This is a genomic window from Salegentibacter maritimus, assembly GCF_016236915.1.
Taxonomy (GTDB): domain Bacteria; phylum Bacteroidota; class Bacteroidia; order Flavobacteriales; family Flavobacteriaceae; genus Salegentibacter; species Salegentibacter maritimus.
Window position 1 is genome coordinate 307,786 of record NZ_JAEHOK010000001.1, and the last position, 25,552, is coordinate 333,337.

Annotated in this window: 26 protein-coding genes; 11 read left to right on the top strand and 15 right to left on the bottom strand. The window is 36.7% G+C overall.

The annotated features are described in order from the left end of the window. Positions 1 to 24: 24 nt before the first annotated feature. Together I6U49_RS01425 and I6U49_RS01430 are read right to left on the bottom strand one after the other, a co-directional pair. Positions 25 to 255, bottom strand: coding sequence for a ferredoxin (locus tag I6U49_RS01425; RefSeq protein WP_193709723.1), 231 nt, complete (start codon positions 253 to 255; stop codon positions 25 to 27). After that, positions 255 to 1,490, bottom strand: coding sequence for a U32 family peptidase (locus I6U49_RS01430; RefSeq protein ID WP_193709724.1), 1,236 nt, complete (start codon positions 1,488 to 1,490; stop codon positions 255 to 257). Before I6U49_RS01430 ends, I6U49_RS01425 begins: the two co-directional genes overlap by 1 nt. A gap of 474 nt (positions 1,491 to 1,964) precedes the next feature. On the opposite strand from I6U49_RS01430, the gene I6U49_RS01435 reads away from it, so the two are divergent. From I6U49_RS01435 to I6U49_RS01450, 4 genes are all read left to right on the top strand, one after another. Further along, the gene (locus I6U49_RS01435; RefSeq protein WP_198627298.1) at positions 1,965 to 2,504 is read left to right on the top strand and encodes a mechanosensitive ion channel domain-containing protein; all 540 of its coding nucleotides are present in this window, start codon (positions 1,965 to 1,967) and stop codon (positions 2,502 to 2,504) included. Positions 2,505 to 2,764: 260 nt separating this feature from the next. Further along, a complete protein-coding gene (locus tag I6U49_RS01440; RefSeq protein WP_198627299.1) occupies positions 2,765 to 5,251 on the top strand; it encodes a PIG-L family deacetylase in 2,487 nt (828 codons plus the stop codon). 108 nt (positions 5,252 to 5,359) lie between these two features. Next, entirely contained in the window at positions 5,360 to 7,066 is a 1,707-nt protein-coding gene (locus tag I6U49_RS01445) for a sodium:solute symporter (RefSeq protein ID WP_198627300.1), read from the top strand. A 46-nt stretch (positions 7,067 to 7,112) separates the two neighbouring features. Continuing rightward, positions 7,113 to 8,081 carry a Gfo/Idh/MocA family protein gene (locus I6U49_RS01450; protein WP_198627301.1) on the top strand — a complete coding sequence of 323 codons (969 nt, stop codon included), beginning with the start codon at positions 7,113 to 7,115 and terminating at the stop codon, positions 8,079 to 8,081. A 90-nt stretch (positions 8,082 to 8,171) separates the two neighbouring features. On the opposite strand, the gene trxB is transcribed toward I6U49_RS01450, so the two are convergent. Further along, positions 8,172 to 9,164, bottom strand: coding sequence for a thioredoxin-disulfide reductase (gene trxB / locus I6U49_RS01455; protein ID WP_198627302.1), 993 nt, complete (start codon positions 9,162 to 9,164; stop codon positions 8,172 to 8,174). 252 nt (positions 9,165 to 9,416) lie between these two features. Here trxB and I6U49_RS01460 point away from each other — a divergent pair, with 252 nt between their 5' ends. Further along, entirely contained in the window at positions 9,417 to 10,043 is a 627-nt protein-coding gene (locus I6U49_RS01460) for a trimeric intracellular cation channel family protein (protein ID WP_193709730.1), read from the top strand. A 158-nt stretch (positions 10,044 to 10,201) separates the two neighbouring features. On the opposite strand, the gene I6U49_RS01465 is transcribed toward I6U49_RS01460, so the two are convergent. The 8 genes from I6U49_RS01465 to I6U49_RS01500 form a co-directional block, all read right to left on the bottom strand. After that, entirely contained in the window at positions 10,202 to 10,615 is a 414-nt protein-coding gene (locus tag I6U49_RS01465; protein ID WP_198627303.1) for a DUF6691 family protein, read from the bottom strand. 9 nt (positions 10,616 to 10,624) lie between these two features. Beyond that, positions 10,625 to 11,182: a YeeE/YedE family protein gene (locus I6U49_RS01470; RefSeq protein ID WP_193709732.1), complete on the bottom strand. Its 558-nt coding sequence runs from the start codon at positions 11,180 to 11,182 to the stop codon at positions 10,625 to 10,627. Positions 11,183 to 11,289: 107 nt separating this feature from the next. Beyond that, a complete protein-coding gene (locus I6U49_RS01475) occupies positions 11,290 to 12,186 on the bottom strand; it encodes an NAD(P)-dependent oxidoreductase (protein ID WP_198627304.1) in 897 nt (298 codons plus the stop codon). Between the two features lie 28 nt (positions 12,187 to 12,214). Next, positions 12,215 to 12,796, bottom strand: coding sequence for a helix-turn-helix domain-containing protein (locus I6U49_RS01480; protein WP_198627305.1), 582 nt, complete (start codon positions 12,794 to 12,796; stop codon positions 12,215 to 12,217). A 211-nt stretch (positions 12,797 to 13,007) separates the two neighbouring features. Beyond that, positions 13,008 to 13,148 carry a hypothetical protein gene (locus I6U49_RS01485; protein WP_193709735.1) on the bottom strand — a complete coding sequence of 47 codons (141 nt, stop codon included), beginning with the start codon at positions 13,146 to 13,148 and terminating at the stop codon, positions 13,008 to 13,010. A 54-nt stretch (positions 13,149 to 13,202) separates the two neighbouring features. After that, positions 13,203 to 14,744 (bottom strand): acyl-CoA carboxylase subunit beta, encoded by a 1,542-nt coding sequence (locus I6U49_RS01490; RefSeq protein ID WP_198627306.1) that lies wholly within the window; start codon positions 14,742 to 14,744, stop codon positions 13,203 to 13,205. A gap of 123 nt (positions 14,745 to 14,867) precedes the next feature. Continuing rightward, a complete protein-coding gene (gene accC, locus I6U49_RS01495; RefSeq protein WP_198627307.1) occupies positions 14,868 to 16,310 on the bottom strand; it encodes an acetyl-CoA carboxylase biotin carboxylase subunit in 1,443 nt (480 codons plus the stop codon). 55 nt (positions 16,311 to 16,365) lie between these two features. Further along, positions 16,366 to 16,851, bottom strand: a complete 486-nt coding sequence (locus I6U49_RS01500) for an acetyl-CoA carboxylase biotin carboxyl carrier protein subunit (RefSeq protein ID WP_198627308.1) — start codon at positions 16,849 to 16,851, stop codon at positions 16,366 to 16,368. A gap of 165 nt (positions 16,852 to 17,016) precedes the next feature. Here I6U49_RS01500 and I6U49_RS01505 point away from each other — a divergent pair, with 165 nt between their 5' ends. Beyond that, on the top strand, positions 17,017 to 17,430 hold the full coding sequence (locus I6U49_RS01505; RefSeq protein WP_198627309.1) for a PepSY-like domain-containing protein: 414 nt from the start codon (positions 17,017 to 17,019) through the stop codon (positions 17,428 to 17,430). A gap of 79 nt (positions 17,431 to 17,509) precedes the next feature. On the opposite strand, the gene I6U49_RS01510 is transcribed toward I6U49_RS01505, so the two are convergent. Both I6U49_RS01510 and I6U49_RS01515 read right to left on the bottom strand, forming a co-directional pair. Next, complete coding sequence (locus I6U49_RS01510; RefSeq protein ID WP_198627310.1) at positions 17,510 to 18,856, bottom strand: MBL fold metallo-hydrolase; 1,347 nt, start codon at positions 18,854 to 18,856, stop codon at positions 17,510 to 17,512. After that, on the bottom strand, positions 18,837 to 19,769 hold the full coding sequence (locus I6U49_RS01515; protein ID WP_198627311.1) for a sterol desaturase family protein: 933 nt from the start codon (positions 19,767 to 19,769) through the stop codon (positions 18,837 to 18,839). The genes I6U49_RS01510 and I6U49_RS01515 overlap by 20 nt, the downstream gene beginning before the upstream one ends. A gap of 517 nt (positions 19,770 to 20,286) precedes the next feature. Here I6U49_RS01515 and I6U49_RS01520 point away from each other — a divergent pair. The 5 genes from I6U49_RS01520 (at position 20,287) to I6U49_RS01540 (ending at position 23,736) form a co-directional block, all read left to right on the top strand. Further along, on the top strand, positions 20,287 to 20,649 hold the full coding sequence (locus tag I6U49_RS01520; protein ID WP_198627312.1) for a hypothetical protein: 363 nt from the start codon (positions 20,287 to 20,289) through the stop codon (positions 20,647 to 20,649). 52 nt (positions 20,650 to 20,701) lie between these two features. Then, positions 20,702 to 21,109: a DoxX family protein gene (locus tag I6U49_RS01525; protein WP_193709743.1), complete on the top strand. Its 408-nt coding sequence runs from the start codon at positions 20,702 to 20,704 to the stop codon at positions 21,107 to 21,109. Positions 21,110 to 21,140: 31 nt separating this feature from the next. Next, positions 21,141 to 21,557, top strand: a complete 417-nt coding sequence (locus I6U49_RS01530; protein ID WP_198627313.1) for a DsrE family protein — start codon at positions 21,141 to 21,143, stop codon at positions 21,555 to 21,557. A gap of 34 nt (positions 21,558 to 21,591) precedes the next feature. After that, positions 21,592 to 22,011, top strand: coding sequence for a DsrE family protein (locus tag I6U49_RS01535; RefSeq protein ID WP_198627314.1), 420 nt, complete (start codon positions 21,592 to 21,594; stop codon positions 22,009 to 22,011). Between the two features lie 69 nt (positions 22,012 to 22,080). Further along, the gene (locus I6U49_RS01540) at positions 22,081 to 23,736 is read left to right on the top strand and encodes a bifunctional metallophosphatase/5'-nucleotidase (protein WP_198627315.1); all 1,656 of its coding nucleotides are present in this window, start codon (positions 22,081 to 22,083) and stop codon (positions 23,734 to 23,736) included. Between the two features lie 153 nt (positions 23,737 to 23,889). Here the strand turns inward: I6U49_RS01540 and I6U49_RS01545 are convergent, their stop codons facing one another. Together I6U49_RS01545 and I6U49_RS01550 are read right to left on the bottom strand one after the other, a co-directional pair. Continuing rightward, a complete protein-coding gene (locus I6U49_RS01545; RefSeq protein WP_198627316.1) occupies positions 23,890 to 24,504 on the bottom strand; it encodes a class I SAM-dependent methyltransferase in 615 nt (204 codons plus the stop codon). 7 nt (positions 24,505 to 24,511) lie between these two features. Then, complete coding sequence (locus I6U49_RS01550; protein WP_198627317.1) at positions 24,512 to 25,552, bottom strand: cytochrome d ubiquinol oxidase subunit II; 1,041 nt, start codon at positions 25,550 to 25,552, stop codon at positions 24,512 to 24,514.

A 25,552-nucleotide genomic window follows, 5' to 3' on the forward strand; every position in this document is an offset into this window, starting at 1 on the left:
AGTTTATAAAAGTCAACCCAAATTTTAAATAGCTTTTACCTTGATAATTTTAACCGGACAGGCATTTGCTGCCGCTTCAGCCGGTGCCAGGATACTATAATCTGGAGATTTAAGGGTATGAAAACCTTTATTATCTTTAGCTTTTAGCAAAACCGATTTCCCATCTTTTTTAGACATCTGAAATTGTGCAGGGGCAAGCTCTACACAATAATTACATCCAATACATTTATTGCGCTGTAGCGTTACTACCACCATTAAGCTTCTACTATTTTATAAAGTTTATCTGAAAGCCTTACCCTAAAAGGCAGTTTTATTGTACAAGAATCTCCTTTTATGGCTTTTTCCACACTGGTTTCATCTACAAATAACTCTTTCAAATCAATTTCTTTGGCTCCTGTACTGGGGCCGGTAATTAATAGCTTATCGCCTTTTTTGATATCGTAAGCTTCTATTTTAAATTCAGCCACTTCCGCTTTAGGGAAGTAATGCACACCTTTGCCCACATAAATTTTTTTCTGGGTGGCCTGAGATCCCGAGGTATTGTTCCATTCTCCAAGTTTTTGCCCTAAATAATAACCACTCCAAAAACCACGATTATAAACCGTGGCCAACTTCTTCATCCAAATTTCAACCTTTTCAGAAGTAAATGTATCTTCATATAGCGCATCTAAAGCTTCTCTATACACCCTGGTTACGGTAGCTACATATTCAGGTGCACGACCACGTCCTTCAATTTTTAAGATATTTATACCGGCACCCATTACCTGGTCCAGAAAATCTAAAGTACAAAGATCTTTTGGAGACATCATATATTCATTATCTACCTCAATCTCAAAACCGGTTTCCTGGTCTATAACTGTATATTTCTTTCGGCAATTCTGTTTACAAGCACCCCTATTCGCAGAAGAATTATGTGAATGAAGGCTTAAATAGCATTTTCCTGAAACCGCCATACATAAGGCACCGTGGCCAAAAACCTCTATCTTCACCAATTCGCCTGAAGGGCCTTTTATTTGTTCTTTTTGAATCTGTTCTGTGATCTTTTTAACCTGCCTTAAACTTAACTCCCGGGAAAGCACCATAGTTTCGGCAAAAAGACTGTAGAATTTCACCGTTTCAATATTGGTAATATTAAGTTGTGTAGAAATGTGTACTGCTATTCCCTGCTCTCTTGCAGAAGCAATTACCGCCTGATCGGAGGCAATAACAGCCGTTACCCCGGCATCTTTTGCCTGCCTTAAAAGACTTTTAATAAGCGATAAGTCGTGATCGTAGATAATAGTGTTAAGGGTAAGATAGGTGCGTACATTTTTAGCACTACATCTTTTAGTAATTTCAGGTAAATCTTCCATCGTAAAATTCACAGAAGCCCTGGCCCTCATATTAAGCTGGTCTATTCCAAAATAAACTGAATCTGCGCCATTATCCAAAGCCGCCTGCAGAGATTCAAAATTTCCCGCTGGGGCCATTAGTTCCATCTTTGTCTTCATTCAAAAATTTATTAGTGCTTACTTTACCGGGATTACAAAAAGTATCTTATCTATAAAAAACACTGCAAAAAAAGTAAAAAGCCAATTTTCACATACTGACCACGATCATATTTTAGCACATTTTTGGTTCTTTTTTAAAATTTCTATACACGCTTTTAAAATTAACCTCGAATATAGAATTAGTAATTTACTTTGTTAGCTATACTTCATTAATCTGCATATACTAGCCACCTAAAAATCGAGCTTCTGTATTATAATTGAAAGTATACAAAACACCATCGTTCATGAATAGGTTCAAGCTATAAAAAACAAATAAGACACGCACATCAACTAATACAAATAGCTAAATACGAGCAATTTAAACTCATTCACATTAACTTATAATTCACGCTAATAATTTAAAAAATTGTTTCTTCTATTTCTATTTAGAACTGGCTTTTTAGATTAACTTTGTATCAAAATTTAGTATAAATTATGTACGAAGTGTTTTCAATATATAAAACCGAAATCTCCTATACGGTAGCCACCATTTTTGTTTTATTAATTGTTCAATTTCTTTTAAAAAAAGCAGCCCATAAAGTAGGGAAACGCAGTGAAATTAATTTTACGAGAACCAGGCTAATGTTCAAGTATATTAATATTTTAATTCTACTTATTGCTGTATTCTTACTTTCATTAGCCTGGGGGGTTGGCCTTACAGAAATCTCCCTTATCTTTTCTTCGGTTTTTGCAGTGCTGGGAGTAGCACTTTTTGCCATCTGGTCTATACTGAGTAATATTACTTCGGGGATTATTCTATTCTTTTCTTTCCCATATAAAATTGGGGATAAAATAAAGATTCATGACAAAGACCTACCTGTTGAAGCTGTTATTGAAGACATAAAGGCTTTTCATTTACACCTCAGGACATTAGACGGTGAACTTATCACATACCCCAATAACCTTATTTTACAAAAAGCAGTATCCCTGGTGGCCAAAGACGTTTTTCTTGATGAAGGTAAAAGCAGCCTGTAATTTTTATTAAAAGCACTCTTTTCAACTTAGGTCACCAATAATTCAACGATATTTTGCTACCTGAAAAAGTTCAAAAAACGTTTTTAAATCGTTTAACTCAAAAACTTAAGATCTTAGGCTTAAGCTCCTGCTTTATAACAAACAAATATTAAATTTAATGAAAGTTCCCAGACATTTACCTCCTATTATCCGGTAAAATCTTATCTTCAGGCGGCTAAAGTTTTTATATTTGGTAACCTCATTTAACTGCCTTAAGATTTATGCGTAACTTACTTAGTTTACTTTGCTGCTTTTTTTTGCTGAATATACACGCACAGCAACCCGAAAAATTAAATGCTTCTGAAATTTTTCAGAAAATAAAGAAACTAAACTTCCTGGGATCTGTCTTATATATTGGCGCTCATCCAGATGACGAAAATACTCGCTTAATCTCCTATTTTTCTAACGAGAAAAATGCAAGAACTGCCTACCTCTCTTTAACCCGGGGCGATGGAGGCCAAAATCTTATTGGGTCCGAATTAAGAGAACAATTAGGCGTAATTAGAACCCAGGAATTGCTTGCAGCCAGACGAATAGACGGTGGCGAACAATTTTTTACCCGCGCTAACGATTTTGGCTATTCTAAAACCCCGGTAGAAACTCTAAAAATATGGGATAAAGAAAAAGTACTTGCAGATATGGTATGGATTATTAGAAATTTTAAACCCGATATTATAATTAATAGGTTTGATCATAGAACTCCGGGTACCACCCACGGGCATCATACATCTTCTGCTTTATTAAGCCTGGAAGCTTTTGAAGCGGCAGCAAATCCGGCCAAATTCCACGAACAGTTAGAATTTACCAAACCCCATCAATCTAAACGCGTTTATTTTAATACTTCCCCCTGGTTTTATGGCGGCCAGGAAGCTTTTGAAGAAGCCAATAAAAACCAATTTATAAGCTTTGATACCGGAACCTATTTCCCACTTCTAGGGCTATCAAATCCAGAAATTTCTTCTTTAAGCCGAAGTCAACACCAATCTCAGGGCTTTGGGAGTACGGGTTCGCGGGGCAGTCAAATGGAATACTTAGAACCTATTAAAGGGGATACCCTCCGGTCACAAAATGTGTTTAAAAACATTGATACCTCCTGGAATAAGCTAGAAGGTGGTAAAGCCATTGGTGAAATCCTAACCCAGGTTGAAAAAGATTTCAATTTTAAAGATCCCGCAGCTAGTTTGCCAAAACTTTTAGAGGCTTATACTTTAATACAGAAACTTCCCAATAAGCACTGGCGAGAACAAAAAACCAAAGAAATTAAAGACATTATCTATGCAAGCGCAGGCTTATTTTTAGAGGCAGTAGCCAGCCGGGCTTCGGCTACACCGCAAGATAGTGTTCAGGTAAAACTAGAAGCGATAAATAGAAGTGATTTTCCAATTAGTTTAAATTCTGTAGAATTAAGTCCGAATAACACCAAAACCCACCCCCAAATAAACTTGAAAAATAATACCGCCTGGCACAGTGAAGTAAGCCTAAAAATCCCTAAAAACACGCCATACACCACGCCATATTGGTTAAAAGAAACTGCCAATAACGGAATGTATATAGTAAAAGACCAGCAATTAAGAGGACTTCCAGAAACACCTGAACTTAGCAAAAGTCTTTTTCAACTAGATTTTAATGGACTTAGCCTAACTTTTGAAAGGCCAATAGTTTATAAATTCAACGACCCTGTGTTTGGAGAAACCTACCAGGCATTTGAGGTGATACCCGAGGTTTCTATTTCGTTTGAAGACGAGATTGTAATTTTTGAAAATGCCGAACCCAAAAAAATTTCGGTAAAACTTACTTCGGGAAAAGCAAATGTACAGGGAGAAGTTAGTCTTTCGGCCGGAGAAGGCTGGACTATAAAACCTGAAGAACAAAAATTTCAGCTTCAACAAAAAGGTAGCACTCAAATACATTCTTTTCAGGTTATTCCGCCCAAAAATCAAAACGAAACATTTATTAGTCCCACGGCCCTGGTGAACGGAAAGGAATTTTCAGAAAAATTAATCACCATAGACTACAAACATATTCCAAAGCAAAACCTGGTAACTCCTTCAAAATTAAAAGTTGCTCGTTTAGAGATTGAAAAAAAAGGAAAACTCCTTGGTTATATTGAAGGCGCGGGCGATGTGGTTCCCGAAAGTTTAGAGCAAATAGGCTATAGTGTAGAAAAATTAAATGCGGCTTCAATTTCCGCTTCTTCCTTAGAAAAATACGATGCTATCGTCCTGGGGATTCGTGCATTAAACACGCTTAAAGACTTAAAATTCAAGCAACAAATACTTTTTGATTATGTAAAAAGTGGCGGAAATTTAATTGTACAATACAATACCAGTCGCGGTTTGGTTACCAATAAAATAGCTCCCTTCCCATTAGAATTATCTCGCGATCGTGTAACCGATGAAACCGCTGAAGTTAGGTTTTTAGCCGAAAATCATCCGGTTTTAAATTTTCCCAATAAAATCACCAAAAATGATTTTGATAATTGGGTTCAGGAGCGCGGACTTTATTTTCCGGATTCCTGGAGCGAGGAGTTTACCCCTATCCTATCTATGCAAGACGAAAACGAGTCTCCTAAAAATGGAAGTTTACTGGTTGCGCAATATGGAGAAGGTTATTTTATTTATACCGGATTAAGCTTTTTTAGGCAATTCCCCGCTGGAGTAGCTGGTGCTTACAGGCTTTTTGCTAATATGATTTCAATTGGAAAATAATGAAAAAACCCGAAAAATTTACATGGAATAAATCCTATACCATGGTTCTTCTAGCCAATGCTGCTTATATTCTAATTTTTTATTTCATCATGTCCCTATTCTCATAATATGCAATTAATAGACTGGTTAATTCTTTTTGGTACCCTGGCCTTTATTGTGGCATACGGCGTATATAAAACAAAAAATGATAAAGGTGCCCGCAATTTTATTGGCGGTGGAAGTGAAACCCGCTGGTGGACCATTGGGCTCTCTACCATGGCCACGCAAGCCAGTGCAATCACCTTTCTTTCTACTCCTGGGCAGGCTTTTAACGACGGAATGGGCTTTGTGCAGTTTTACTTTGGGCTGCCCCTGGCCATGGTGGTTATTTGTATGTTTTTTATTCCCATTTATAAAAGGCTGAATGTTTATACCGCCTACGAATATTTAGAATCTCGTTTCGATAGAAAAACCAGAACACTAACCGCTATTTTATTTTTAATTCAACGAGGATTGGCAGCCGGGCTCACCATATTTGCTCCGGCCATAATCTTATCGGCTGTTTTGGGCTGGAACCTTTCTGGCCTTACTGTACTTATAGGTTCGCTTGTTATTATTTATACGGTTGCAGGGGGCACTAAAGCTGTAAATGTTACCCACAAACAGCAAATGGCCGTGATCTTAACCGGGATGTTTGCAGCATTCTTTATTATTCTAAGTTACCTTCCCGAAAACATAAACTTTAGCAATGCATTAGAAATTGCCGGTGCCAGTGGTAAAATGGAAATTTTAGATTTTTCATTCGACTTTGAAAACCGCTATACTTTTTGGAGCGGAATTATTGGAGGTGGTTTTTTGGCCCTTTCTTATTTCGGAACAGACCAAAGCCAGGTACAACGCTATTTAGGCGGTAAGTCGGTTAAAGAGAGTAGAATGGGAATGATTATGAACGCTATGCTAAAAGTACCTCTACAGTTCTTTATTTTGCTTGTGGGCGTGATGGTTTTTGTATTTTATCAGTTTAACAATGCCCCGCTTAATTTTAATCCTGCGGCTACCGAAACCGTTTTGAATTCAGATTATGGCCGGCAATACGAAGATTTAATGCAGGAGCACGATGCCATTCAGCAAAAAAAGCAAAACCTTCATATAGCATTCGCAGAGAATAATGATTTCAATAAAGAAAATAATGAAGCATACCGTGAAAACCTGGCTTCGTTACAGGCTTCTGAAAAGGAAACCAGACAAAAAGCGAGGAAATTAATAGATGCTTCAGATAAAGATGCAGAAAGCAACGATAAAGATTATGTTTTTATTCACTTTATCCTTAATAATCTACCAAGAGGACTAATCGGGCTCTTACTGGCGGTAATCCTGTCGGCTGCCATGTCTTCTACCGCATCAGAACTAAATGCTTTGTCCTCTACTACTTCTATAGATCTTTATAAAAGAAGTAGAAAAACAGAAAAATCTGATGAACATTATGTAAAAGCATCTAAATGGTTTACGCTTATTTGGGGACTTATAGCTATTGCTTTTGCCAGTTTTGCTAATTTATTCGACAATCTTATTCAGCTTGTAAATATTATTGGCTCTATTTTCTATGGCAATGTTTTAGGTATTTTCTTACTGGCCTTTTTTATTAAAAAAGTGAATAGTAATTCTGTTTTTATAGCGGCTATAATTACACAGTTTATAATAATTGTCATCTTTACTTTAGATGTAATGCCCTACTTATGGCTTAATTTGGCGGGATGCTTACTGGTTATGGCACTTGCCTTAATTTTAGAATTATTCATAAAAACCCCCGAACATAAAATAAAAGAATATCGCTAATAATGCCGTTCATTAAATTGATGGCAAAAGACAAATTATATTTTAGATGAAAAAAATTAAATGGGGCATTCTTGGCCTCGGAAAAATAGCAGGAAAATTCGTCACTGCATTAAAAGATGTAGAAGGTGCCGAATTATATGCGGTAGCCAGTAGGTCTATAACCAAAGCTGAAAGTTTTGCCGAAACACATGGAGCTACAAAATTATTTTCCAGCTACGAAACCATGCTGACAGACGAAGCATTAGATGTGGTTTATATTGCCACTCCTCATGTTTTCCATTATGAACATACATTACTATGCCTGGATAATAAAAAAGCGGTTTTATGCGAAAAACCTTTTGCGATCAATAAAAAACAGGTAGAAGAAATGATTGCCAGGGCACAAAAACAGCAAGTTTTTCTAATGGAAGCCATGTGGACTCAATTTTTACCACATTTTAAATATGTGCTTGATTTAATTGAGTCTGAGAAATATGGAAAAATTGAGAGCTTAGAAGCAGATTTTGGTTTTCCTGCACCGGTAGATTTAGACAAACGACTCTATAATAAAAGCCTGGGAGGTGGTAGTTTGTTAGATATTGGGGTTTATCCGATTTTTATGGCGCTAAGTGCATTGGGAGTTCCGGAAGATATTGAAGCACAGGCAATATTTAGTGAAACCGGCATAGATAAAGAATGCAACATGGTTTTTAAATATCCAAAAAATGTTAAAGCCAATTTGCGCAGCTCTATTATAGAACAAACATCTACTGCGGCCATCATTCAGTTTGAAAATGCTAAACTTACCTTACATAAAAGGTTTCATGAACCTACAAGTATCACTATTCAAACTCCTGAATTGGAAGACACCAAAGAATTTAACGTAAGCTCCAACGGTTATAATTTTGAAGCCGAACATGTTCAAAAAATGTTGCGTGAAGGCAAAACCGAAAGTACCGAAATGACTTTCAAAAAAAGCTTGCAGCTAATTGATTTATTAGATAAGGTTAGAACCAAAATCGGTTTAGAATATTAGTAGAACTAATTGGCAAACATATTCCAAAAACAAAAAAACCTCACAGCTCTTATAGATTTGTGAGGTTTTTTACTATAATTTTTCAAGAAATTAAGCTTCTACTTTTTTGGTAGTTTTCACTTCTTCTCCTTCTTCGCTTTCCACTTCTGCCAAATAACGCTCAGCATCTAAAGCAGCCATACATCCGGTACCTGCTGCCGTTACCGCCTGACGATAAATCTTATCCTGAACATCACCCGAGGCAAAAACTCCCGGTACATTTGTTTTTGTAGATTTACCTTCGGTAATAATATAGCCGGTATCATCCATCGTTAATTTGTCTTTAAAAATATCGGTATTTGGCTTGTGGCCAATAGCAATAAACAAACCTGTAATCTCAATTTTCTCTTTTTCACCGGTTTCTTTATTCAGCATACTTAAACCTTCAACCACTTGTTCCCCAATAACTTCATCAACTTCGGTGTGGTAACGAAGATCTATATTTTTAGTGTTATTTACACGATGCTGCATAGCTTTAGACGCACGCATTTGATCACCGCGAACCAACATCGTTACTTTATTACAGATGTTTGCCAAATAGGTCGCTTCCTCGGCAGCGGTATCTCCACCTCCAACGATAGCAACATCCTGACCTTTATAGAAAAAACCATCACAAACAGCACAAGCAGAAACTCCACCACCTCGTAAACGTTGTTCACTAGGCAAACCTAAATATCTTGCAGTAGCGCCGGTAGAAATAATAACAGACTCGGCTTCAACCCAGGTAGAATTATCTATACAGGCTTTATGAATTCCGCCCACCTTATCACTAAAGTCTACTTCGGTTACCATTCCCATACGCACTTCGGTTCCGAAACGTTCGGCTTGTTTTTGCAGATCCATCATCATTTTTGGACCATCTACGCCTTCGGGATATCCGGGGAAATTATCTACTTCGGTGGTTGTAGTTAACTGCCCTCCGGGTTCAAGACCGGTATACATTACGGGTTTAAGATCGGCTCTTGCTGCATAAATCGCCGCAGTATATCCAGCTGGGCCAGATCCTATAATCAACGTCTTTATTCTTTCTAGTTTATCGCTCATTTTATATTGTTTTTCTATGTTACAAAAGTAGTAAGTTTCCTTATAAACTTACACGAATCTAATTAAGTTTTACTATTCAATAATAATTGGAAGGTATAGATTTGGTTCAAAAAAAGAAAAAATTCTTAGCTTTTCATAATTAACTATACCTTTGCCTAAAATCGTCTATCAAAAAGATAGGCCAAGCATTTGTATTATAACCTATAATTTCGGGAAAAGCCCCGGGATTTTTAATTCTCGAATATCAAGTAAATGGAATTTACCTTATTTAATATTCTAGACATCCTGGGAACCATAGCCTTTGCAATCTCCGGTGCCCTGGCAGCTATGGACCGCAGGCTGGACCTTTTCGGAATTTTTATTATTGGGTTTGTTACTGCCATTGGTGGTGGTACCCTAAGGGACACCCTTATTGGCAATACTCCCGTTACCTGGATGGAAAATACCATTTATGTGTATTTAATTGGAGCAGTTACCATTTTAGCCATAATTTTTCGGAACAAAATTAATTATCTTAAAAAGTCGCTATTTCTTTTTGATACTATTGGTTTAGGAATCTTTACCATTACCGGAGTAGAAATAGGCATAAGAAATGATCTCGATCCTATAATTTGTGTTGCCATAGGAGCCATGACAGGTACTTTTGGCGGTGTTATTCGTGATATACTTTGTAATGAAATTCCGGTTATCTTTAGAAAAGAAATCTACGCTACTGCCTGTATCGTTGGCGGACTGGTTTTTGTTATTATGCACGATTTGGAGGTTAATCGGGATATTATATATCTCACCACCTCAATAATTGTAATTGCCATTAGGTTAATTGTAGTAAAATATCATATTTCACTCCCCTATTTCTATATTTCTTCCGAAAAAAAGTAAACTACCTAGGGGCAAGCCCACAAGGCATTCTTTGGAAACAAATTTTTAATTTCGAGGCAAGCCTCGGGGTATTCTACCCTTTGGCGGTGCCAATAAATTAAAGCACCTAATGCCCCCCGGCTAATTAAATTCAAAATATAGCCGGGAAACATTTTATTTTAATGCGGAAGTTTTTTACGAAGTAGGCCGTATAAAAAAGTACCTAGTAGTGCTCCCGCAAAAACAATTAATAAAGGCATAAAACCTGCACCTATTAAGGTAAAGATGGGGCCGGGACAGGCACCTGCAAGCGCCCAACCTAATCCAAAAATAATCCCTCCATACATATAACGGCTAAAACTTTTCTCCTTAGGAATAAAAGTGATTCTTTGGCCGAAAAAAGATTTTAGGTTATTCCTTTTAATAACCTGAACACCAATTACACCTAAAACCAAAGCAGAACCTATAATTCCATACATATGAAAAGATTGAAACTGGAACATCTCATAGATTCTAAACCAGGAAGCAGCTTCAGATTTAAACATTACGATTCCAAAAAATATACCTATCAATAAATATCCTACACTTCTCATAATTTCAATTTAAAATATTAACGGGAATAAAATGTGCACCATTAGTAACCCACCTACAAAAAAGCCAATTACGGCTATTAAAGAAGGTAATTGCAGGTTACTTAAACCTGAAATTGCGTGACCAGAGGTACAGCCCCCGGCATAACGCGCACCAAAGCCAATTAAAATTCCTCCAACTAAAAGAATGATTAAAGCTTTGATACCACCTACAGATTCCCAGGTAAAGAGTTCGGTAGGCAAATAAGCCTCTCCTGCACTATTAAAGCCCAGTTCCTTTAAGTTGCTAATAGTTTCTGGATTTATAGCCACAGAAAGATCGTTGCTTAAAAAATTTGCGGCAATAAAACCACCAATTATGGCACCAACAACTACAATAAGGTTCCAACGTTGAGATTTCCAGTCGAAATCAAAAAAATCGGCTTTAGAATCTGCGCCGCAAAGCGTACACATAGTCCTTAGGTTAGAAGACATCCCAAAACCTTTACCAACAAAGATTAGTAAAAACATTATTAAAGCAATAAGTGGTCCTGCTATATACCAGGGCCACGGCTCAAAAATCCATTCCATAGTTTCTTTTTTTTTCGAAATGCAAATTAACTGCAAATTTTCAATTAAGACAGTAACAATTGTTACAGGAAAAACCTATCAAATTTACGAAAGCTATTATGATTGTATTACCCGGAATAAGATTTTAAATTCTCCAGTACTTTTTTAGATAGACGCTCCTGGGTTTCGGCAGTCCAGCCGGCACTTTTTTGATAGGAAATAAGTCCACTCATCTCTTTTACAGCTTCAGAAAGTGACGCACCTCCATCCCCATCAAAAATCCCAAAATTAGTCTCAATTTTTAACCAATCAACAAAAGCTTTTTCGTTAAAAGGTAGCCCCAATGAAGTATTGATTAGGATTTTACCTGAACCTAAGCGTTTAAACTCTCTCGCTCCCAATATCCTGGTATTTTTAGGAAGATGTAGCGAGATTATTTCTGCAGTTTTTAGTAGTTCTTCCAATGGTAAATAGGTAAGGCCTTTAGCTTCCCAATCCCTTTTTCGGGTTCTGCTAAAATAATAAATATCGGCGTTGAGGGCCAGTAAGGCTTTCGCCAATAATTGACCGGTAGTACCCAAACCTATAATCCCAATCTTTTTACCGGTGATCTCTACCGGCATTTCACGCCATTGGTTTTCACCAAAGCCATGAAGTAATTGAATTAATTCAGAGATTATAAACTCTACCACTCCGGGATCTCCATAGTCAAAAATTCCTTTTACGCTAATTCCTTTTTCCCTCGCAAAATCTACGGCTACATTCGCCGATTCATCGTCATAAAGACTGCAAGCCATGCCTATATATTTAAGCTGACCGCATTTTTTAATTACACTTTTAGGGATTTGTGTTTTCCAGGAAACGATAATTGCTTCGGCTTTCCCAATCCTGTCAATAAGTTCCTTTTCTGAATCGGGGCTATCTTTATAGACGGTAACCTCAGCGCTACTATATTCCTGGAGCTCCTCTATGGCCCAATCTTTAAGTTTAGTATGGTCTACACAAACAACTTTATTGAATTTCATATAATCTACACTAACGTATCCTTGAAAATTATCTTAAAAATGGTATTCTAAGGAAATATTTAGGGCTTTTGGACTTTTTTATTCTAATTGAATTATAAACAATCAAAGTTACATTCAAAATATAAAGAATAACAAAATATGCCGTAATCACTAACGGGTTTAAACGCAACGAAATAGAAATATCAAAAATAATCCTAACAAAAATTAACAGGTAAAATAAAAATATGAAAAGACACCACGTTATTTGAAAATTGACTACTTCCTTTCCAAATTCGTCCACTTTATGAACATTATTTTTCTTAGAAACCCACATCACCAAAGGAATTAGAACACCTAAAATTGGGAAGAAAAGAAAGCTTAGTGCCGAAGTATTAAGCAAAACCAAATAAGAGCTGTTCTTTTCTAACTTCCAATCAATAAGCTCCTCTGATGTTACACCAAGCCCTTTAGCTATGCGTTGTAAAGTATCTCCTCTTGGTTGGGTCTCTCCTTTCTCAATACGCTGAATGGTTCTTAAACTAATACCGGATTCTTCTGCTAAAAACTCCTGGGAAAAACCTTTTCTTTTTCTTAGTTCAATTAATCTATTTGCTAACTCATTATCTTTCATAAATATCATTTAATGTTTTAGCAAATCTATACTGAAGCCTGGAAAAATCTTGCGACACACTTATGACATATTTACGCCAGGTCTGTCCCACAGTAGGATAAGACACATTTTTGTTGGTTTAAATTTAAGTAAACTACCTCGAGGTGTTACACCCTTTGGCCTTGCCAATAAACCTAAGTTTTAATGGTACTTAAAAAAAATCTTATATGTATTACTCCCATTCAGGAAGGATTGTTTCATCGTAAGCCTGGCTTAATAATATATCGTCTTCATAAACCCTATGAGCGATTTCAAATTCCAACTCTAACTTTTTTCTTTCAAGCTTTATATTTGATGTAGTAATTTTAGACATATTCTTTAATCTTTATGTGTTAATTGTTCTAAAAATAAACAAAAACAAATTAATTTATAGGGGAATGTTCCCATGTTTACGCTCTGGCCTTAGTACCTCCTTGTTTTCCAGCATACTAAAACCTTTCAGCAATTTTCTACGTGTTTCCTGTGGCATAATCACCTCATCTATAAATCCGCGTTGCGCAGCTTCAAAAGGATTGGCAAAAGTCTCGGCATATTCAGCTTCCTTTTCGGCCAGTTTTGCTTCACTATCTTTAGCTTCTTTAATTTCCTTTCTAAAAATAATCTCACTAGCTCCTTTGGCTCCCATTACGGCAATTTCGGCAGTTGGCCAGGCAAAATTAAGGTCGGCACCAATATGCTTGGAATTCATTACATCGTAAGCCCCACCATAAGCTTTTCGGGTAATTACGGTAACTTTTGGTACCGTAGCTTCACTAAGTGCATAAAGTAACTTGGCCCCGTGTAAAATAATACCGTTCCATTCCTGGTCTGTACCCGGCAAAAACCCCGGAACATCTACCAATACCAACAATGGAATATTAAAGCAGTCGCAAAACCGGGTAAAACGAGCTGCTTTTTTAGACGAATCTACATCTAAAACCCCGGCCAGGCTCATGGGTTGGTTGGCAACAATTCCAATACTTCTTCCGCCCAGGCGGGCAAAACCAACAATAATATTTTCGGCATAGTCTTTATGGATTTCAAAAAACGAATCTGTATCAATAATTCCCTTTATTACCTCATGCATATCATAAGGCTTTGTAGAACTGTCGGGTACAATACTATCCAGTTCTTCCCGAATTTCGTCTCCCATTGTATAGTGAAGTTTTTCCGGTGCTTTTTTGTTATTCTGCGGCATATAGCTTACCAGTTTCCTGATATCTTCCAGGCAGGCAATATCATTAAAAGAAGTGATATGTGTAACCCCAGATTTTGTGGCGTGGGTAGAAGCTCCTCCTAGCTCTTCGGAAGTCACTTCTTCGTTGGTTACCGTTTTTACCACATTTGGACCGGTTACAAACATATAGCTGGTATCCTGCACCATAAGGGTGAAATCTGTCATGGCAGGCGAATAAACAGCTCCGCCGGCACAAGGCCCCATAATAGCTGAAATTTGTGGAATTACACCTGAAGCTTTTACATTTCTATGAAAAATATCGGCATAGCCTCCCAAAGATTTTACTCCCTCCTGAATTCTGGCTCCTCCTGAATCGTTTAAGCCAATCATGGGGGCTCCTACCTTTACCGCAAGATCTATTACCTTACAAATTTTCTCTGCATGTGTTTCTGAAAGAGAACCACCAAAAACGGTAAAATCCTGGGCGAAAACATAAACCAGTTTTCCGTTAATGGTACCGTATCCGGTTACCACGCCATCCCCATAAAATTTTTGGTCTTCCATTCCGAACCCGGTAGTTCTATGGGTTACCAAAATCCCCATTTCTTCAAAAGAACCTTCGTCTAATAGATAATCTATACGTTCGCGGGCCGTAAGTTTCTTTTTCTCATGTTGCCTGGCTATTCGATCTTCTCCTCCACCTAGTTTCGCCTTCTTAATTTTATCCTGTAACTTTTCTATATTCTGACTCATCAATATTTTCTTTTACTCAGTTATCGAGATTTACATACTCCAAGCTATCACTCGAAATTGATTTTTTCTTTAATATTTTATGGACAAGAGATGCTTTATGCTAACTCAAAAAGAATTATTATTTCAGTTTTGAGGGATACGCAATTGCTGCTTATCTTCAAGGTACTTTTTTAAAGCTACCAATGCCGCAAGTTTTGCTTCTTCCTGAATTTCATCTTCAAGTTTTTCAGCGGTATAGTACTTTTTTACAAAATGGGTATCAAAGTTTCCACTTCTAAATGCCTCATGTTCAAAAACAAACTTACCAAAAGGAAGCGTGGTCATTACCCCTTCAATTTCGTATTCATGTATGGCCTTCAGCATTAATTGAATTGCTTCCTCACGGGTTTTCCCGTACGTAATTAATTTTGACAACATGGGGTCGTAATAAATAGGAACTTCCATCCCTTCTTCAAAACCATTATCAACCCGAATATTTGCTCCTTTTGGAATAGTATATTTTTTCAATTTACCTACGCTTGGCATAAAATTATCCATAGGGTCTTCAGCATACACTCGAAGTTCAACTGCGTGTCCTCTAATTTTTAAGTCTTCCTGTAGCAAATTTAATTTTTCGCCCCGGGCTATTTTAATTTGCTGCTCTACCAGGTCTATCCCCGTTATATATTCGGTAACGGGATGTTCTACCTGCAAACGGGTATTCATCTCCAGGAAATAGAAGTTTTTATGTTCGTCGAATAAAAATTCAACCGTACCGGCACCTACATAATCACAGGCCTTTGCCACCTTTACGGCTGCTTTTCCCATTTGTTTCCGCAGTTTGTAGTCTAACACCACCGAGGGTGCTTCTTCTACTACTTTTTGATGTCTACGTTGAATACTACACTCACGTTCAAAAAGATGAAGGTAATTTCCGTGGGAATCGGCCAGCACCTGAATTTCTATGTGCCTGGGTGATGAAACATATTTTTCGATAAAAACGGCCCCATCACCAAAAGCCGACTCTGCCTCGCTGATAGCGCGTTTCATTTGGTCTTCAAGGTCTTTTTCTTCTTCTACAATACGCATTCCCTTTCCCCCACCACCGGCAGAGGCTTTTATAAGAATAGGAAAGCCAATTTTCCTGGCAATTTCTTTGGCTTTATCCACATTGGTTATGGCCTTATCTATACCGGGAACCATAGGGATATCGTATGCTTTTACTGCATCTTTAGCGGCCAGTTTACTTCCCATAATTTTAATGGCTTTAGAGCCGGGACCTATCCAGGTAATACCATTCTTTTCAACATTTTCGGCAAAATTGGCATTTTCACTTAAAAAACCGTACCCCGGATGAATGCCGTCTACCCCTAAATCTTTCGCAACTTCAATTATTTTATCTCCTTTAAGGTACGACTCGTTAGACGGTGCTTCACCAACGCAAACGGCTTCGTCGGCAAATTTTACATGGGGTGCATTCCTGTCGGCTGTAGAAAAAATGGCAACGGTTTTAATTCCCATTTTTTGAATGGTCTTCATAAGCCTAAGTGCAATCTCTCCCCTATTTGCTATTAATATTTTCTTCATTTTAATAATTTTGAATTTAAATTCAGTAAAAGCTTTTTAAACCTTATTTTCTGAATTATTCCATTTCAATTAACAACTGATTCTTTTCTACGGTTTCCCCTTTTTGAACTGAAACAGATTTAACTACTCCATCTCTGGGAGCTACAAGTGTATTCTCCATTTTCATGGCCTCTAAAACCAACAGGTAATCTCCTTCGTTTACCGTATCACCTTCCTTAACATTTACTTCAAGGATAAGTCCCGGCATTGGTGCTTTAAGATCATTGACCTTTTGGGCAGCACCAAGGGAAAGCCCCATTTCTTCTATAAGTAAATCCAACTCGTTAGAAATGGCCACTTTATAGGTATTAGAATTAATTTTGATATTGTATTGTCGCTGCAGAAAATCTCTGGAAACAACTTCAGCTTTAAAACTGCGGTTTTCCTGCAATAAGTGGTAATGTTTATCTGTAATTTGTTGAGTATCTAGAGAAGCAATCTGGTTTTTAGTAAATTCAAATGTATAGGCATCATTTACGGTAACCTTATAATTTTTATCCATAGTTTCTTTTTTCAAATTTAATTTGAAGCTTGTTTTGTAAATATAGAAAATCGTTTGAAACTAATTTAAAGACAAATCAGAATTACCCGGTATAAATTCACAAAAGTTTAAAATAATCCTGAATTACATTTCTTATTTTAGGGTAAAACCAAAAAACTAAGAATTATGAAAAAATTATTTTTAACAGGCTTATTGGTATTTTTAGGAATCACTTTTGGGCATGCTCAAAAATCTGAATTACCCGAAATGGTATCGGCCTACGTTTCGCAACTTTTTCCGAATGAAAAAATTAAAACTGTAGAAATTGATAAAGGAGATAATTGGGAAAAATTTGAAATTAAAATGTCTGAAGGTACCGAACTTAGTTTCGACCAGAATAACCAGCCGACTGAAATAAAGTGTAAAAGCGGAATTCCTGCACCAGCTTTACCGCTTAATATTGCTGGTTACATAACTAAAAACCATTCAAATATTAAAATTATAGAATATGAAATGGATAAAGAAGGACACGAAGTTAAACTGGAAAATGGAGATGAACTGAAATTTGATTCAAAAGGAAATTTTGTAGAAATGAATTAATAGATTTTTCCCTTTAAATTAAAAAATCCCCGTAGAGAATAATTTTACGGGGATTTTTGATTAAATAAGTGCCTAAAAATTATTTATCGCTAAACTCTTTAATTGCTTCGCTTAAATCGTACACTTTAGCATCTTTGAATTTATTTTCAAGAATACTGCTTCCGGCAGCCGAACGATACCCACCTGCGCAATGCACCATAAAAGGTTTACCTTCGGGAAGCTCGTCGGCACGGTTTCTTAGTTCGTTTAATGGAATAGCTACCGCATCTTCAAAAATCTTACCTTCTGCAACTTCACCTTCATTTCTAATATCTACAATGGTATAGTTTTCTTTATTTGCTTTAAAATCTTCCAGGTCGAAATTATCTGAAGTTTTAGAAGCTTTTTCAGATAAAGTTAATACACCTTTCATTTGCTTTTCATAACCAATTTTTGCAGTTCTTTCCAATAAATCATCAATTTGATCTACGCTTTCAACTACCAGGTAAAAAGCTTCATTGGGCTCTATAATTGCACCCAGCCAGGTTTCGTATTTATCACCTTGAGATCTGGCCATAATATTGATACTGTTGGATAGATGACCTTTTTTGTAAACATCTCCATCACGAGCGTCTACAACAGTTACCCCCTCTTCTGGTGCTTCATCTACATTAAGTTTTACCGGCACGCCATATTTTGCTTTTTGTACATTTAAAGCACCACTTCTATTCAAGTCTACATTAAACCCAAAATAAGAAGGAATAAAAGGCTGATCTTTTAAGATTTCTGCTACAAACTCTTCTTCGGTTTGGTCTTTAAAAGCCCAGTTGCCCTGTCGCTCATTACCTAAGGTACTGGAAGAAGCATCACTCATATTTTTCCCACAAAGGGAACCTGCACCGTGTGCCGGGTAAATTAAAGTATCATCGGGCAAATGAGTAAACTTGTTTTGCATGGTGTGGTACATTTGCTTTGCCAATTCTACGCGTTTTGCCTTCATATTCCCGGCTTTTTCGCGTAAATCTGGTCTTCCTACATTACCAATAAACAGGGTGTCTCCACTAAACATAGCTGTTTCACCATTTTCTTCAGCTATAAAAGTTAAACTATCTGGCGAGTGACCCGGCGTGTGCAAGGCTTTTACACTAACACTGCCTATTTTAACATCATCTCCTTCATCAAAAGCTGTATGTGGATAGTCTACCCCAACTTTCTCGCTGATATAAATTTTAGCACCGGTTTCTTGCTGGATTTGTAAATGCCCACTTACAAAATCGGCGTGCGGATGCGTTTCAAAAACTGCCACAATTTTCGCCCCGTTTTCTTCGGCATATTTGTAATACTGCATAGGATTACGGCTGGGATCTACCAGTGCCATTTCACCATTACTTACAAGGGCATAAGAATAATGCGCTAAGGCTTCGTCTTTAAATTGTTTTATTTTCATTATATATACTTTTTTTATTGTTATTAAATTGATTCTTCACTTTACTTTTTCTAAATGGAAAAGCCATTTGATTTTTAAAGTCTTCAGGAAATTCTTCATCTCCTTCAAAACCCAGTTCTATACTCTTGCCTTCCTTCGGAATATAGGCCGTGCCAAATAAAAAATCCCAAATACTAAGGCTTAAGCCAAAGTTCATACCGTATGGCCTATCTTCCGGAAGCGCTTTTGCGTGATGCCAAATATGCATCTTCGGATTGTTGAGAAGATACCCAAATACCCCATAGTTCCAACCTACATTGGCGTGATTTAGATGTCCTATAAAGACTGCAAACATATGTACTACAAAAAACTCCTGAATTCCAAATCCTATCATAGCCAAGGGAATATACTGCACCGATTTATATATTATGGTTTCCATAAAATGAAATCTAAACTGTGCTGCAAAACCCATTTCCTTTACGCTGTGATGTACTTTATGGAATTCCCATAGCCAGGGCTGTTTATGCAATTGCCTATGAACGTTCCATTGTATAAAATCTGCAATCACAAACATAATTAGCAACTGCGCCCAAACCGGAAAATCCTGAACCTCTATAGCTACAATATTGGTAATTCCAAAAAGCCCCAGAAAATCATTAAATAATTCTACAGCCACATTAGAAAGTGCATTATAGCCAACCAACGAAAACAGAAAAAAATTAAATAAAATATAGAACGTATCCAGCCAGAACCCTTTACGGAAAAGCTTTTGATCTTTTCTCCAGGGAATCACTATTTCCAGCAACCAAACCAAAACTGACAATCCTATAAGCCAATAAAAATAATTGGTCCAGGATGGATTACTAATTTCATTTACCAAATAATTAAAATATCCGGTAAAAGAATTGGTTATTATTTGAATGTACTTTTCCAAACAGTTAAAAATTTCTTGCAGCAAAAATATAATAATCTTACACTTCGGGCAGTAACTTTTGTTACAGTTGCCATAAAGCAACTTTGTAAACTACCTCGGGGCAAGCCCACGAGGCATTCGTTGGAAACAAATTTTTAATTTCATGCAAGCCCCGGGGTAATAAAACCTTTGGCGGTGCCAATAATATGATTTTAAAAGTTTAAAGGCTGTATTAGTTCCGGGATATATACACTAATAGATTAGAGGCTGTCTGAAAAGTCTATTCTCGTCAAGCTTAACTTGTTTCAGCTTTTAACATGTTTTTAATTACCAACACGTTAGATCCCCGATAAAGAATCGGGGCAGGCTCTTAAATAAATTTAAGATGACGGTTTTAAAACATTTTCAGACAGCTTCACCCAACAACAAGTTCTTCTTTTAAAAGTTGAATAGAATTCTAAGGCCTATATTCTTTAACAACTATTTGTAACATTTGTAACAAATAGCTTCTACGGTTTGTTTTATCTTCGCGCCTTAAATGCAATTCAAGACTTACATAGTAATTTTTTTTACCGCTATTTTCCTCGGAAAATTCCTGGTACTGGATGCCCGAATGCTTCACAGCGTAATGGATGCCGAAGGCATTGCATTGATAAATCCCTTTTGTAAGAAAAGTGCCCAACAAACTACCGACGATATTTTAAGTCAGGATTCTTCTGTTTTGGTCATATCCAGTGATGCTGTATGCAATAGCTTCTTTTATTTTAGCAGTCCTTATTTACCTGGACAGGAGATTAAAAATAATTTTCACGATTTTAATTATCAAAACCCAGCTGTAATTTCCAGCTATTTCTCCAAAGACTATCCCCCTCCAAAGGCATTAGTGACATACATGATATAAAATCTGGGACCTTTTCCCGGAACCTATTATTATTCACTAATTCTAAAGTTTTATGAATTCACAAATTTTAGTGAGTCGTCGCTCTATTCAATTGTTAAGGGTGATGCTCAGCGGGATATTTCTCGTGGCCAGTTTACATCATTTACTTAATATCGAAAAAACAGTAAAAAGAATAGATCAAGCCAATTTTAAAGGAGTCGCCTATTTTTTTGGAAACCCCGAAATATTGGTAATTCTGTCTGGTGTAGTTATGCTTATTGCAGGTTTTGGCCTTCTAATAGGCTTTAAAACACGCTGGGCAGCAATAATTCTAATGCTTGTTCTAATCCCTATAACCCTTACCGTACAGGTTGGACAAATTACGAGCCTGGGGCCACTTTTTAAAAACATCGCCATTGCCGGCGGACTCCTGTTTTTTATCCTAAACAATTTTAAAGATCAACAAACAACAAAAATATAATCGGCTGCTTCAGCCATAAAATTTATCAAAAATGAAAAATTCAATTTTAATATTCACGGCCTTAATTATGCTGTTCTCTGTAGGCTCACAAGCCCAAAATTACAATCCTGAAAAAAACAACTATGTGGTTTTAACCAAAAAAATTCCGCAGCTAAAACCTATTTTAATTACAGTAGAAGAATTACAGAAAGAAGATGGACATCATTTTGGTGATTTTCAGATTATTGTTTGCGGTAAGACCGTAAAAGGCTTAACCGATAAAAACCAAATGCAAGGCTTTGTTCAACAGGCAAAAGAACTGGATATTAGTCTTAAGGCCTGTGGATTCTCTCTCAATAAATTTGGTGTAGACCCTAAACAAATTCCGTCTGAAATGGATATTGTGGAAAATGGCATTCTCTATAATTTTCAACTTCAGAAAAAAGGATATACAAGTATAGAGCTATAAAAGAATTTGATTTTAACGAAATAAAATAATAGAGATGAAGAATAAAATAGGAATTCTATTCATTTTAATAATCTTGGGAGGTTCGGGATTTGCACAAACCCAACCAGCATCCAATAAAAACAATTATGTGGTTTTAACCTCAAAGATTCCACAATTAACCCCCATTATATTTACTGCGGAAGCTTTAGAAAAAGAAGACGGAAACAAGTTTGGCGATTTTCAGATAGTGCTTTATGGCAGTAATGTAGAAGGACTAACAAATAAAGAGCAAATGGACAGCTATACCAAAAAAGCTGAGGCTGCGGGTGTACAAATTTATGTTTGTAAACTCTCTATAAATCACCTAAACATTAATCCCAAAGATCTACACCCGCATATAAAGGTGGTTAACCATGCATTTACCCATCTTTTACAATTGCAGAAGAATAAAAATTATTACAGTATAGAGCTTTAGGGTCTCAGCCCTTATAGCTAAAACTGCTAATAATACTGGTTGATTAAAGTTTAAAACAATACTTATCATATGAATTTCAAAAAAAGAATAAAGAAACTCTCATTCTTGTTTTCCGGGATTATAGCCATTGGGCTATTTGCCTCGTGTAAAGATGCAGAGAAGAAAGATCAGGAAAATAATAAAGAAAAAGCTACTAAAATTACCATTTTACAAACCGCAGATATTCATGGGCAATTAGATGCCCACCCGGAATTGTTTTGGGAAAATGAAGAAATTGTATTTAAAGAACGTGGTGGTTTGGCACATATTAAGACCTTATTTGAAAAAGAACGGGCCAACAATCCTAATACAGTAATTTTTGACGGTGGCGATCTTATCCAGGGAAGTGGCTATGCAGCACTTTCTGAGGGAAAAATATTCCCAGAAATTATTAAAAATATGGATTATGACCTTATTGTACCCGGAAACTGGGAAGTAGTTTATGGCAAGAAAATAATGATGGACGTTTTGCAGGGCTTTGAAACTCCTGTTATTGTTCAAAATATGTTTCACGAAAAAGATAAAAAAGAGCTTTTTCCTCCTTATTGGATTAAAGAAATTGAAGGTGTAAAACTAGGCTTTATTGGAATAAATGACCCCGATGTTCCTGTAAGGCAAAACCCTATTTTTAGTAAAGGCATTGACTTTAGCGGATTGGAAGATGGTGTAAAAGAATTGATTCAGAAAGTAAAAAAAGAGGAAAAAGTTGATGCCCTGTTCCTGGTGACCCATTTTGGTATTTTTAAACAGGTAGAATTGGCCAGCAACCCAATTGCCAAAGATGTAGATTATATTTTTGGGAATGACACCCACGAACGTGTTAGGCAACCCATTAAGGGCAAATATGCCAAAGTAACCGAGCCAGGTGCATTTGGTTCGTTTGTAGGAAAGCTTAACCTATACTTTAAGGATGGAGAAATTGTAGATGAGGAGTATGAACTGATAGAAGTAGACCCTAAAAAATATCCGGCCGACCCCGAAATTGCCAAACTGGTAAAAGAGGCAAAAGCACCTTACAAAGAACATTTAGAAACTGTGGTTGGTTATACCACAACCCCACTTTACCGATATTTAACGGCAGAAAACCCTATGGATAATATGATTACCGATGCAGCAAGGTGGAAAACCGGTGCCGATATCTCTATTTCTAACGGTTTTCGTTTTGGAAATCCAATAGTACCAGAAAATGGTGAGCCTGCTCCCATAACCCGGGCCAATTTATGGAATTTGCTTCCGGTAAACGAAAAAATAAAAACCGGGAGAGCCAGTGGAAAACAAATAAAAGATTGGTTGGAGAATGAAATGCACAATGCATTTGCCCAAAACCCCACCGAACGCTTCGGCGGTTGGTTAGTAAGATTCTCTGGCATGGAAGTAGATTTTAATTCTCAAAATGAAAAAGGAGAACGCATACAATCGGTTACTGTAAACGGAGAAGAAATGCAAGAAGAGGAATATTATACTATTTCAGCTTGTGTGCGCCCCGGTGACCCCATAGATAATTTATGCCGAATGCCAAACGTAAAAGATGTAGAGGTAAAAGATTATACTATTCATGAAGTGGTAGAAGAGTACCTACAAAAAAACTCCCCTGTTTCGCCAGGTTTAGATGGTAGGTCTTACTGTGAGTTTTTGGGAGAAAAATCATTCTCAACCGTACCCGGCACAAACTATGAGTTTCACTAAGTAAACCACCTCGGGGTGTTATACCCTTTTGCGGTGCTAATAAAAGAAAAGACCGGATGAAAAGCCTGTTATCGTCAATCTGATTGGGGGAATAATAAAGATTCTATAAGCTTTTCATCCGGCCTTGTTTATTTGGATAATTTTAAATGTTTTCTATTTTTTTCTAAAGCAACAAAACGTAAAATTCTGAACGGCTCCTGTTGGGGTTGTATGGTCTATATTTTTACTCTTTAGAAGATTAAAATTATCTGCCAATAAATTTTTGAGATCTTCATCATTATATTGTTTGATAGTACGGCCGCTGCATTTCTCGGGCCCATTTTTTGAGAAGGTTGCTATAATCACATAACCCCCGGGAATAACCGATTTTTCCAGGATTTGCAAATAATTTTCAATTTGTTGGTCTTCCGTTAGAAAGTGAAAAGCAGCCCTATCGTGCCAGAGATGATAAGTTTTTGTAGGTTTAAATGAAGTGACATCGGCATTTATCCAGGTTACTTTTTCGGCCTCCTCCCCTAATCGGTTTTTTGCCTTTTCCAAAGATGCTTTAGAGATATCCAACACTGAAATATCGCGATAACCATCTTTCAATAAAAAATCTACCAAATTAGAGTCTCCTCCACCAATATCTATAATCTTAGAAGTAAAGGGCAGTTCCAATTCCTGAATAAAACTTAATGAAGTACCGGGTTTTTTCTGGTACCAACTTGTTTCAGGATAAGATTTCTTTGTATATACATTTTGCCAATGTGATTCTGCTTCATTCATAGCTGAATTATTTAGAGTTATTTTTTTGAGGTTTTTCAAGTACTTTAATCATATTAAAAGAACGCATTAAATGAAAAAGGCCCGGTAAAATTATAAAACCACCAATTAAGAGCATAATTGCCAGGTTACTAATGGTAGCATCTGGCGCAAGATTTTCCAACAGACTTACTTCCTTATCTGAAGTAATTATAATATAGGGAAAATGAGCATAAAGTGCTGCAAAAAGAATTAAAATAACCTGGGAAATGGCCAGATATCTACTGGCAATTCTATATTCCTTTTTAATAGCTTTCCAGAGTGGAATTAACAAAACTCCAGATAGCGCTACACACGCCAGGGAAACCGGGTTATGTATAAAATCTTTTATAAATTTTACGTTGTTGAGATATCCAAAACTAATTAATATAAATCCCAGCCCTACCAAAACCGAAGTAAAAAAAGCTGAATTTTTCACATAGTGTTTTCGGGCTTTGCCATCGGCCTCTCCAATTAAAAGCGTGGAAGCTAAAAACGCACAAAGCGCAGCATAAAATAAGCCCACTAACAAACTAAAAATATTAAGCCAGTGTTGCATAAAAAGATCGTAAAACCCATAGTTTTCATAATCTTCGGTAATAATAATCTTACCGCCAATTAATGTTCCAAAAGACATTCCTAAAAATACCGGGGTTACAAAACTTCCTATTCTAAAAAGCCAGTTATACCAAAATTGGGAACCATCTACAACGGCATCATAATGTCTAAAAACAAAAGCAACCCCACGCAAGGTAATTCCTAACAACACCAGGGTTAAGGGAATATGTAAATATATTATCATAATGTTGAAGTAGGCCGGAAATGCTACCCATAAAATTACAAGCATAATGATTAACCAAATATGATTTGCTTCCCAAATTGGCCCCATAACCCTATAAATGGTATCCTTGGTTTGTTCCCTGTTTTTTGCAGAAGAAAAGAGTTCTACAATTCCGGCACCAAAATCGGCACCACCAAGCAACACATACAGGAGCAATGAAAACAACAGAAAAAATAAAACTACGTACAGCAT